The organism is Streptobacillus canis (genome assembly GCF_009733925.1).
Classification (GTDB): domain Bacteria; phylum Fusobacteriota; class Fusobacteriia; order Fusobacteriales; family Leptotrichiaceae; genus Streptobacillus; species Streptobacillus canis.
This window is the reverse complement of sequence record NZ_WOEI01000008.1, coordinates 1-12,068: the sequence shown is the minus strand read 5'-3', so window position 1 is coordinate 12,068 and position 12,068 is coordinate 1. Positions and strand designations below refer to the sequence as shown.

13 protein-coding genes are annotated in these 12,068 nt (G+C 25.7%); all 13 read right to left on the bottom strand.

The window, feature by feature from the left end; all coding sequences use genetic code 11:
- Nucleotides 1-2 precede the first annotated feature (2 nt).
- The gene (locus GM111_RS03270) at nt 3-797 is read right to left on the bottom strand and encodes a MetQ/NlpA family ABC transporter substrate-binding protein (protein WP_156299453.1); all 795 of its coding nucleotides are present in this window, start codon (nt 795-797) and stop codon (nt 3-5) included.
- A gap of 1 nt (nt 798) precedes the next feature.
- Nucleotides 799-1,443: a methionine ABC transporter permease gene (locus tag GM111_RS03265; RefSeq protein WP_156299452.1), complete on the bottom strand. Its 645-nt coding sequence runs from the start codon at nt 1,441-1,443 to the stop codon at nt 799-801.
- The gene (locus tag GM111_RS03260; protein ID WP_156299451.1) at nt 1,443-2,420 is read right to left on the bottom strand and encodes a methionine ABC transporter ATP-binding protein; all 978 of its coding nucleotides are present in this window, start codon (nt 2,418-2,420) and stop codon (nt 1,443-1,445) included. The genes GM111_RS03265 and GM111_RS03260 overlap by 1 nt, the downstream gene beginning before the upstream one ends.
- A gap of 255 nt (nt 2,421-2,675) precedes the next feature.
- Nucleotides 2,676-3,317 carry a hypothetical protein gene (locus GM111_RS03255; protein WP_156299450.1) on the bottom strand — a complete coding sequence of 214 codons (642 nt, stop codon included), beginning with the start codon at nt 3,315-3,317 and terminating at the stop codon, nt 2,676-2,678.
- A gap of 54 nt (nt 3,318-3,371) precedes the next feature.
- On the bottom strand, nt 3,372-5,972 hold the full coding sequence (gene secA / locus GM111_RS03250) for a preprotein translocase subunit SecA (RefSeq protein ID WP_156299449.1): 2,601 nt from the start codon (nt 5,970-5,972) through the stop codon (nt 3,372-3,374).
- Nucleotides 5,973-6,018: 46 nt separating this feature from the next.
- Nucleotides 6,019-6,312: a hypothetical protein gene (locus GM111_RS03245; RefSeq protein WP_156299448.1), complete on the bottom strand. Its 294-nt coding sequence runs from the start codon at nt 6,310-6,312 to the stop codon at nt 6,019-6,021.
- A 1-nt stretch (nt 6,313) separates the two neighbouring features.
- Nucleotides 6,314-7,063, bottom strand: coding sequence for a polyphenol oxidase family protein (locus GM111_RS03240; protein WP_156299447.1), 750 nt, complete (start codon nt 7,061-7,063; stop codon nt 6,314-6,316).
- Entirely contained in the window at nt 7,063-7,908 is an 846-nt protein-coding gene (locus GM111_RS03235) for a polyprenyl synthetase family protein (RefSeq protein ID WP_156299446.1), read from the bottom strand. Before GM111_RS03235 ends, GM111_RS03240 begins: the two co-directional genes overlap by 1 nt.
- A 3-nt stretch (nt 7,909-7,911) precedes the next feature.
- Nucleotides 7,912-8,109 (bottom strand): exodeoxyribonuclease VII small subunit, encoded by a 198-nt coding sequence (gene xseB, locus GM111_RS03230; protein ID WP_156299445.1) that lies wholly within the window; start codon nt 8,107-8,109, stop codon nt 7,912-7,914.
- 8 nt (nt 8,110-8,117) lie between these two features.
- Nucleotides 8,118-8,669: a 16S rRNA (guanine(966)-N(2))-methyltransferase RsmD gene (gene rsmD / locus GM111_RS03225; RefSeq protein WP_156299444.1), complete on the bottom strand. Its 552-nt coding sequence runs from the start codon at nt 8,667-8,669 to the stop codon at nt 8,118-8,120.
- Nucleotides 8,666-9,694: a tRNA preQ1(34) S-adenosylmethionine ribosyltransferase-isomerase QueA gene (queA, locus tag GM111_RS03220; protein WP_156299443.1), complete on the bottom strand. Its 1,029-nt coding sequence runs from the start codon at nt 9,692-9,694 to the stop codon at nt 8,666-8,668. Before queA ends, rsmD begins: the two co-directional genes overlap by 4 nt.
- The gene (gene prmC, locus GM111_RS03215) at nt 9,691-10,773 is read right to left on the bottom strand and encodes a peptide chain release factor N(5)-glutamine methyltransferase (protein ID WP_156299442.1); all 1,083 of its coding nucleotides are present in this window, start codon (nt 10,771-10,773) and stop codon (nt 9,691-9,693) included. The genes queA and prmC overlap by 4 nt, the downstream gene beginning before the upstream one ends.
- Nucleotide 10,774: 1 nt before the next feature.
- A complete protein-coding gene (prfA, locus tag GM111_RS03210) occupies nt 10,775-11,851 on the bottom strand; it encodes a peptide chain release factor 1 (protein ID WP_156299441.1) in 1,077 nt (358 codons plus the stop codon).
- Nucleotides 11,852-12,068 lie beyond the last annotated feature (217 nt).

Sequence of the window (12,068 nt, the reverse complement as noted above, 5' to 3'; positions counted from 1 at the left end):
TATTAAAATCCAACTTCTACTTCTCCGTTGTATTTTTCTGCTATAAATTGTTTTACTTTGTCACTTTGTAATACTTTAACTAGTTTTTTAACTCTTTCATCATTTTCATTCCCTTTTAGAACAGTAATAATATTAACATATGGTGAATCTTTTCCTTCAACAATAACTGCTTTATCTTTAGTAAGACCTGCAGCTAATGCATTATTAGTATTAATTACTGCTAAAGCTACTTCTGATAATCTTGGAGCTATTTGTTCTGAATTTAAATCAGTTATTACTAAATTTTTAGGATTTTCAGCAATATCTGCAACACTAGAATCTAATTTTTCTCTATCATTTAATTTAATTAAACCAGCAGCATCTAATAATAATAAAGCTCTTCCTCTATTTGTAGGATCATTTGGTATTAATATTTCTGCTCCATCTTGAATTTCATTTACATCTTTAATAGTTTCTGAATATGCTTTTAAAGGTTCTAAATGTATTCCACCTGCACTTACCATATCAATATTATTTTCTTTTCCAAATGATTCCATATAAGGAACATGTTGGAAATAATTTGCATCAATACTTCCATCTTTTAATGAAATATTCGGTTGTACATAATCGTTAAATACAACTATTTCTAAATCAACACCTTCCGCTTTTAAATCTTCTTTCACAAATTCTACAATTTCTTGATGTGGAATTGGTGAAACTCCTAATACTAATTTTTGTGTTTCAGCTTCAGTACTTTTTCCTCCAGTACATGATACTGCAACAAATGTTAAAAATGCTAATAATAATTTTTTAAACATTCTACCTACCTCTTTTCTTTTCAATAAATTTTACAATTTTAGTTCCAATAAACTGAATTATTTGAACTATTATTATCAATATAAATGTTGATAAATACATTAATTTATAGTTTCCTCTTTGAAAACCTTCTATTACAGCAAGATTTCCAAGACCTCCACCACCTATTATACCTGCTATTGCAGAAAATCCAACTAAAGATATTAATGTTAAAGTTAAACCATTAACTATAGATGGAATTGCTTCAGGTATTAATACTTTTAATACTATATCTTTGTTTGTAGCACCCATAGAAATTGCAGCTTCCATTAATCCATAACTTACTTCATTTAATGCATTTTCAATTATTCTTGCAACAAATGGCGCAGTACCTATTGAAAGTGGAATAATAAATGCTGTTGTTCCATAAGATTTACCTACAATTAATCTAGATAAAGGTATTAATAATACAATTAAGATAACAAATGGTATTGATCTTGTAATATTTACAATTACTAGATCCAAAATTTTATTTAAAGTTTTATTTTCTGAAATAGAACCTTCTTTAGTTATTGAAAGTAATATTCCTAATGGTAAACCAATTATACTTGCTATTAATATTGAAACAATTATCATATACATCGTCTCTATTATTGCTTTCATAATCATTATTTTACCACCTCTACTTTAATACCATTTTTTTCTAACCAAGTAATTATTTCTTCAATATTGTCAGTTTCAATACTCACATTTAAGTGTCCTACTTTTACTCCACTTGCTAGAGTATCAATTGAACCTCCTAATATATTTATATCAAGATTAAATTCTCTAGTAAGAATAGATACATATGATTTATCTGCTTGTTCACCATCAAATATTAAATTTAATGTATTTGCTTTACCTGTTTGAACTTCCATTTTAAGATCACTAATTAGTTCTCTTGCAAATTTTGTTTTAGGACTTATAAATAATTCTTTTACAGTCGATACTTCTATTACTTCTCCATCTTTCATTACAGCTACCCTATCACAGATTTTTTTAATTACTTCCATTTGATGTGTAATTAATATTATTGTAATCCCAAGTTTACTGTTTATATCTTTTAATAACTCTAAAATTGAGTTTGAAGTAATTGGATCTAAACTTGATGTAGATTCATCTGAAAGTAATATATCTGGATCAGTTGATAATGCTCTTGCAATTGCAACTCTTTGCTTTTGACCTCCACTTAAATTATTTACATATTCATCTTTAAATTTATCAAGTCCAACTAAAGATAATAAATCATTTACTTTATCATTAATCTCTTTTTTACTTACCTTTGAAATCTCTAAAGGTAAAGCAACGTTTTCAAATACTGTTCTTGAAGATAAAAGGTTAAAACTTTGGAATATCATAGAAGTTTTCTTTCTATATTCTCTAGTTTCAACATCATTTAATTGGAAAATATCAGTATTTTCATGATAAATAGTACCTTCAGTAGGTTTTTCTAATTTATTTATCATTCTAATTAAAGTTGATTTACCAGCACCTGATAAACCAATTATCCCAAATATTTCACCTTTGGATATTTCAAGGTTTACATCTTTTACCGCTACTTTTTCTTTAAACTTTTTTGTTAAGTCTTTAATTACTAAGTACGACATCTCTCCTCCTTAAATATAATAAAAAGTCAGGCTTTTGTGCCTGACTTATGTAGTTACATTTAAGGCACAAACACAAACTGCTTGTACCCTTTAGATACAAGCTTCTAGTACATGTGCATCATATTTTTGTTAAATGTAACTACTTTATTTATCATATTTTTATTTCCTCCAAAATTTATTCTAGATGTATAATAACACAATTTTCTAAAAAATACAAGTATATTAGATATATTTAAACATATATTAAATATATGATTAGTTTTTACTAATAATTCTAGTTATTTTTATTAATGTATGGTCTATATTTTTATTTATACTTAAATTATAATTAACTGTCGTTTTAGCAACATTATCTATTTCAACATTAGTTAAGTTAGCATTAAAATCAAATATTTTATTACCAATTACATATGAAATATATTCTCCATTTTCATTTTTTGTTATTTCATTATTTAATATGATTTTTAATCTTAATTCATCCTCTACTTTACTTGAATTTAAAGGACATCCTTTATCACAAACTAATCTATTTTGTAGATTAGATAAAATATCTGAGTGTATTATAATACTTTGATAATCATGCATATTTTCTTTATTTATCAAATTTGTTGCTTTTGTTATTTCAAGTCTATTTAAACTTTCAGTAAAATATGTATGTTTTTCTAAGAAATTTATATCATTTTTAAATTCATTAAATAATGTAATAAATGGTAGATTATAAAAATATTTTTTTATCTCAAATTTTATCTTGGCTAAACTCTTTAATTTTGTCTTTTCATCAATAATTGCATTCTCAAATATTTTTTCATTACATAATTCTAAATCATTTTTTTTATTATATAATTCAGAATACATTACCTCATATATATCTTCTAATTTTATAATTCTATCAATCATTTTTTCACTCCCTTTAAGTAAAAAGAGAATTTATAAAAAATTCTCTTTCACTGATTATTCATTATCTTCTAATCTTTCTCTTCTACTAACAAATTCTTTTTCTTCTTCAACAATTTCTACTGCTTCTTCATTTACATTTGTAAGTTCTTCAGGTACATTTAGTTTTAATCTTAATAAGAATGATGTAGTTTCTCTATTTATTCCATCTATCATATCATTATAAACATCTGTACTTGCAATTTTATACTCATTAACTGGATTTTTTTGACCGTATGATTGTAAATTAATTCCTTCTCTTAATTCAGTTAAGTCTTTTAGGTTTTGTCTCCATTTTTGATCTAATACTTCTAACATTATGTATCTTTCAATTTTAGAGAATTGTTCCTCTCCAATTTCTAATACTTTATTATCATATCTTTCTTTTACTTCATTATATAAAATATCAAAAATTTCATCTAAATTATTTGCATGATATACTGAATCAGGTAATTCAAATCCATAAATTTCATATATTTTTGAATTTAAACTTTCAAAATCCCACTCTGATTTATTTGGTGAAAGTAAATCAGAAACTGTAGAAACTACAGTATTATCAATCATATCATAAATTAATTCTCTTAAGTTTTCATTGTATAATACTTGATCTCTTTGCTTATAGATTACTTCTCTTTGTTTATTATTAACATCATCATATTCAATTAAACTCTTTCTAATTGAGAAGTTTCTACTTTCAATTCTTCTTTGAGCATTTTCAACAGCTTTTGATATTCTCTTATGTCTGATATCTTCTTCTTCAGGAATATTTAAAGCTTTCATCATAGATTTTAACTTATCTCCACCGAATAATCTCATTAAATCATCTTCAAGTGATAAATAGAATTCAGAAACTCCTGGATCTCCTTGACGTCCAGCCCTTCCTCTTAACTGATTATCTATTCTACGACTTTCATGTCTTTCAGTACCTAAAATAAATAATCCTCCTGCTTCTAGTACTTTTTTCTTATTTTCTAAACATTCTTTTTCATATGTTTTAAATGCTTCATAATACTCAGGTGTTCCACGATCAGCTATTTTAACAGCTAATGAATCTGGATCCCCTCCAAGTTTAATATCTGTTCCACGTCCTGCCATGTTAGTAGCTATTGTAACTGTTTTATATCTACCAGCTTGAGCAACTATATCAGCTTCCCTTTCATGATATTTAGCATTTAATACTTCATGAGGTATTCTTGCTTTAGTTAAGTAAGATGATAATAATTCTGAATGTTCTATTGAAGCAGTACCAACTAAAACCGGTTGCCCTTTTTCAAATAGTTCAATTATCTTATTTACTATTGCAATATATTTAGCTCTTGTTGTTTGATAAATAACATCAGGTAAATCTTTTCTTTGTACTGGTTTGTTAGTTGGAACAACAACAACTCCTAATTTATATATTTGTTTAAATTCTTCTTCCTCTGTTTTTGCAGTACCAGTCATCCCTGATAATTTTTCATACATTCTGAAATAATTTTGTAAAGTAATAGTCGCTAAAGTTTGGTTTTCTCCAGCAACTTTTAAATGTTCTTTTGCTTCAATAGCTTGATGAAGACCGTCAGAATATCTTCTCCCATCCATTAATCTTCCTGTAAATTCATCAACTATAATTACTTCATCTTTTTCATTTATTATATAATCTCTATCTCTCTTAAATAACTCTTTTGCTTTTAAAGCTTGTGATAAGAAATGAGTTAATTCAACATATTGTGGAGAATAAAGGTTATCAATTTGTAATATTTTTTCAACATTTTTAATACCTTTATCAGTTATTGTAACTGTTTTTGCCTTTTCATCAACCTCATAATCTTCCCAATCTTCATCAGGAATAATAGTATTTTTCTTATCTTTAATTTCTTCTGTCTTGTAACTTCTCTTCAATCTTAATACAACATTTGCAAAAACATCATACCAATGTGTTGTTTCTTCTGCTGGTCCTGAAATAATTAAAGGCGTTCTTGCCTCATCTATTAAAATTGAATCTATTTCATCAACTATTGCATAATTATGTTCTCTTTGCACTTTTTCACTTGGATCATGTACCATGTTATCTCTTAAATAATCGAAACCAAATTCATTATTTGTACCATAAGTAATATCACAATTATACTGTGCTCTTCTAGTTTCATTATCTAAATTTGCAATGATAACTCCTGAAGTTAATCCTAAGAAATCATAAATATGTGCCATAGTATCTCTATCTCTTTTTGCTAGATAATCATTAACTGTAACTACATGTACACCTTTTCCTGTTAATGCATTTAAATATATTGCTAGAGTAGACATTAAAGTTTTACCTTCTCCTGTTTTCATCTCTGCAATTCTACCACTATGTATAATCATAGAACCAATTAATTGCACATCATATATTCTCATTCCAGTTAATCTTTTTGCAGTTTCTCTAACTACAGCAAATGCTTCGACCAATAGGTCGTCTAATGTTTCACCTTGTGCTAATCTATCTTTAAATTCTTGTGTTTTTGCACTTAACTGTTCATTTGTTAATGCTTCCATCTCTGGCTCTAAAGCATTAATTTTATCAACTTGTTTTCTCATTTTTTTGATAATCTTTTCATCAGATGTACCAAATATTTTATTAATTATATCAACTATTTTCATTTCTACTCCTTGTATTTTATTTTTATGTTAGATTATAAAATACTGTTTATTCTAGATATTTTAGATTATTTCTACCATTTATTTTACTATAAGTAAAAACTTTATTCCAAAAAAATACAAATACATTTTTCTTATCTACTTTTTTTATTTCAAGAAAAAATTTATTTTCATTATTTTCTATCTTTATATCTTCATTTTCTTTTTTTTCTATTTTTAAAACAGTCGTAATCATTCTATTAATTTGATAATTATAGCTTGTATTACTTAAAGCTTTATTATTCATCATTATTAATAAAAGTGAAAGTATAAAAATAGAAATTAACCTATTTTTTTGTTGCATTTTACTCCTTTATCGAAATTATTGCAGCAGATCTTCCAATATTATCTTTATCTAATCTATGTGAAAATGTTGAAGCATTTTTTACACCTCTATCATCAACAATAATATTAGATTCTAATATACCATAATCCAAAGCTAATAATTTATTTAAATATGTATTATCATAATATATTTTACCATTTAATTCTTTAAAACACTTTTGAAAATGATTTGGAAATAAATTTTTAAAATTATCTAAAAATTCATTACCTACCTCATAATCTTCTATATGAATACCTATACCCAAGCCTATTAATAAGTCTTCTTTTTTTGAATCAAAACATTCTATCATTTTATCAATTAATTTATGTATCATTAATTTAGTTGTTCCTACCCAACCTGAATGAGCACATCCATAAGCTTTATTTTTTTTATCAATTATAAATATAGGAAGACAGTCTGCATAAAAAGTAAAAATTACTATATCATTTCTCTTTGTTACAAAACCATCAATATTATCAATATTTACTAATTCATTTACATCCATTTCATTATCTATATATTTTACTTTATTTGTATGTTTTTGTAAAGCAAATACAATTTTTTTATCACTAAGATTTAAAATAGATAAAGCATTTTTTCTATTTTCTTTCGGCATCCCATTGTCAATATAATCTGCCATGTTACCTAACTCTTTTTTAGTAAAAGCAGCAATGCAATTATATTTTAAAAATTCGTCTATTATAAAGAACGATTTCTCTTCTCTAAACATTAATACTCCCTATTTAATAAATAATTCGCAAATTCTATCAATTTTTCATTTCCTGTTGCTATTGAAATAGCGTCATTAATAAATTTCTCTTTTAATTCTTTTGATTTTTCCATTCCAAGTATACTTGGGAATGTTGATTTTTTATTTTCAAAATCTGTATTTTTTTTACCTATTTTTTCAAAATTAGATTCTACCTCTAAAATATCATCTTGAATTTGATATGCAAGACCTAAATAAAGCATATATTTTCTTAATGCATTTCTAGAATCATTATTTAAAGATAAACTTATAGAAGCAATTTCAACAGATGCCATTAATAACATTGCAGTTTTATTAATATGGATTTCCATCAATTCTTCATAATTAATACTTACATTTTCATATAATAAATCAAGATATTGACCTAATATCATACCTTTATGTCCTGCATAATATGATAATGCTACAATACTATATTTATTTGAATATTCTGATTCTGCAAGTACTGAAAATGCAAGTGTTAATAAAGCATCCCCAACTAAAATAGCATTTGATTCTCCATATTTTTTGTGTACAGTTAAATTTCCTCTTCTATATTCATCATTATCCATTGAAGGTAAATCATCATGAACAAGTGAATATGCATGTACTAACTCAATTGCAACTGCTTCATTTTCTATCATTTTGTATTCTTTATTAAAAATATCAGCTAACATGTACATAATGGCAGGTCTAATTCTTTTACCACCCAATAATACTGCGTATTCTAACATTTCATCAATTTCTTTTATTGATTTATGTTTTTTAAGTATATTTTTTATATTTTTATCTACTTTTTTCTTTAAATTTTTTAAATATTTTTCCATCAATTATTCTTTCTCAACATTAATTTTGATAACTTCTAATTTACCTTCTACTTCTTTTAGTTTTTTTTCTGCTTCTTTAATTAGTTTAATCGCATTTTCATACTCAACGATAGAATCATCTAAAGAAATATCTGAATCTTCTAATTTAGATATACTTTCTTTAATTTCTTCTAAAATTGATTCAAAATTCTTTTTAGCCATATTTCCTCCTATTTTTTCTTAAAGAATGATACAACTTTTTTGTTATATTCTCTTTCATCAAATTTTATTAAATTTCCAATTTCACTTTCTAATTTTTCATATCTTCCGTGCTCACAAATAATTATTCCATATTCAGCTAAAATATTATGTTGTGAGATCTTAGATAATGTATTAACAGTTAAATTTTCTTTATATGGCGGATCCATAAAAATTATATCAAATTTCTCATTTTTATTTTCAAGAATTTCTATTGCACGTAAAGCATCATTTTTATATGCTCTACACTTACTTTCTAAACCTAAATTATTTACATTTTCAATAATTACTCTTAAAGCTTCTTTATCCATTTCTATCATTACTGCTCTACTTGCACCACGACTAATAGCTTCAAATGTCATATTACCTGTGCCTGAATAAAGATCTAAAAATATAGCATCTTCTACTTTTGTAGAAATTATACTGTATATTGCTTCTTTTACTCTTTCAAGAGTTGGTCTAGTTTCTTTTCCAATTCTACTTAGTATAACTCTATTTTTTAAATATCCTGATGTAATTCTCATAACTCTCCTTGTATAAACATTGAATCTCCAAAGCTAAAGAATCTATAGCCATTTTTTATTGCATGTTTATATGCATTCATCACAAAATCTTTACCTGCAAATGATGAAACTAACATAATTAATGTAGATTTTGGTAAATGAAAATTAGTTATTAATGCATCCACCATTTTAAATTTATAATCTCCATAAATAAATATACTTGTCTCTGATTTTTGAGCAATCAAATTATTATTTTCATCAATTGAAGATTCTAAAGTTCTAATTGATGTTGTACCAACTGCAACAATTCTTTTACCTTGTTTTTTCCCTTCATTTATAATTCTTGCTGTCTCTTCCGGAACTTCATATTCTTCACTATGCATAATATGATCTTTAACATCATCTACCTGAACAGGTCTAAAAGTTCCTAAACCAACTGTTAAAAATACTTCAACAATTTTTATACCTTTTTTTTCAATTTTGTGTAGTAATTCTGTTGTAAAATGTAATCCTGCAGTAGGTGCTGCAACTGATTCTCCTGACTTTGCATAAACAGTTTGATATCTATTTTTATCTTCTAACTTTTCAGTTATATATGGTGGAAGTGGCATTTCTGCAAGTTCATCAAGTATCTCTTCAAATACTCCTTCAAATTCAAATTCTACAACTCTATTACCATCTTCTTTTATTTCTAATAATTTAGCTGATAATCTTTCAGAAAAAATAAGTTTATCATTTATCTTTAATCTTTTGGCAGGTTTTAATAACACTTCCCATTTTTTTAAACCTATTCTTTTTAATAAAAAACATTCTAATACTACACCATTTTCTTTTTTCCCAAATAATCTCGCTGGAATAACTTTAGTTCTATTAATTACTAAAATATCATTTGGTGTTAAATAGTCTATGATATTATAAAATCTCTTATCTTTTATATTACCATTATTTTTATTAAGTACTAACAATTTTGAATAATCTCTCGGGTCTATTGCATGTTGAGCAATACATTCTAAAGGTAATTCAAAATCAAAGTCATCTACTCTCATTTGTTCCCTTTCTTTCTACCAAAAACAAATCTGTCATTTCCAGTTAAATCTTTCCCTATACTAACCTCTACATATCCAAAATTTTCCATAATTCCTTTTACTTTTTCACCTTGTTTATATCCTATTTCAAAAAGCAAATAAGAATTTTCTTTCAAATAATTTAAAGCATCTTTAGAAATTTGATAGTAGAAATATAATCCACCTTCATCTGCAAATAATGCAGATTCTGGTTCATGTAATAACACATCTTCACCCATGACACTTATTTCATCACGAGATATATATGGTGGATTTGATACTATTAAATCAAATTCATTATAAGTAACATTACTGAATAAGTCTGAATGTATAATTTTAACATTTTGAACATTTAAAATTTCAGCATTTTTTCTTGCTACTTTTAAAGCATTTTCAGAAATATCTACCGCTAAAATTTTACTTTCAGTATTTTCAAGTCCAATAGTTAAAGCAATAGCTCCACTACCCGTACCTATATCTAAAACTTTAGGATTTTTTATTTTACTTATCAATTCTAATGCTTTTTCAACAACAATTTCTGTATCAATCCTCGGAATCAATACATTCTTGTCTACATAAAATGAGTAACCATAAAATACTTGTTCATTAAAGATATACTGTATAGGTATTCTTTTTTCTACAATTTTTTTTAGTATTTCTCTAAGTCTTTCTTTTTGTTCCTCTGTAATTTTAGAATTATATTTTGTAAATAATAAACTAGTATCTATATCTAATAAGTTAGAAAAAATAATATTAGTTATTATATTACTTTCATTTATACCTTTTTTATCAAGATAAATTTTAGTCTTTTCAAAATAATCTCTTATCGTTTCTAATAAAATTTCTTCTTTTTCATCTGCATTATATTTTAAAATTTTCTCTCTGATTAAATTTTTCTCATCCTCAGAGATAACTTTTTCAAAATTAGAATATAATGAGATTCTATCAAGTTCTAAAATTTCAGATAATATTTTCTCAACAACAAATCTTGCTTTTGGGACACCTTTATTTTCTAAATATTTTACTGATTTATTTAACAAAGATAATAAAGTGTCTTGCATATTAATTTTCTCCTGAATTTTTTAATAACTCAGCTTGATTAAATGCTATTAATGCATCAATAATTTCATCTAATGCTCCATCAAGTATTGCATCTAATTTATGTAGTGTTAACTTAATTCTATGATCAGTAACTCTTCCTTGAGGGTAATTATATGTTCTAATTTTTTCTGATCTATCTCCAGTTCCTACTTGACTTCTTCTTTCTGCTTCAACAGAACTTCTTTGTTTTTCAACTTCTATTTCATATAATTTTGCTGCTAATACTTTCATTGCAGCTTCTTTATTTTTAATTTGAGATCTTCCATCTTGTGATGTAACTACAATACCAGTCGGTTTATGTGTAATTCTAACAGCTGAATCTGTAGTGTTTACATGTTGACCACCAGCACCACTTGATCTATATGTATCTATTTGTAAATCAGATTGATTAATTTCTACTTGTTCTACATCATCAATTTCAGGTAAAACAGCAACTGTTATAGTTGATGTATGAATTCTTCCTGATGCTTCTGTATCTGGAACTCTTTGTACTCTATGTACTCCACTTTCAAATTTAAGTCTTGAGTAAGCACCTTTACCACTTATTAAGAAAGTGATTTCTTTTAGTCCGCCAACACCTATCTCATTTTTATCAATTATTTCTGTTTTCCATCTATTTCTTTCTGCATATCTTGTAAACATACGGAATATATCAGAAACAAATAATGCAGCTTCATCTCCACCAGCTCCTGCTCTTAATTCAACTATAACGTTTTTATCATCATTAGGATCTTTTGGTAATAATAAGATTTTTAATTCTTCTTCTAAATGTGGAATTTCTTCTGTTATAGAATCAATTTCCATGTTTAACATTTCAAGCATTTCTTCATCTTTTTCTGTTTTAATTTCTTCTTTATATTGCTCTAAAGCTTCTTTTTTTGATTTATATGATAAATATTTTTCTACTATTTCTGACATTTGACTTAAAGTCTTATTATATTCCATTAATTTTTTTGGATCTGATAAAACTTCAGGAGTCATAAGTAGTTTATTTATCTCTTCGTATTTTTCAACAACTTCATCTAATTTTTGAAACATTTTTCCCCTTTCAATTCTATATGTTTTTACTATTTATTATAGCATAAATGCCTTTTTTTATCAATAAAAGAAAAAAAGTTCAGATAAATCTCCTAAATTAAAATAGTAAATGTCCAAAATAAGACTTGAAAAAAATAGGATATATAGTACAATCATAAACGACTAAATTCATTGAAAGGAACTGTATACCCATGACTAATAATAACATAAATTTAGA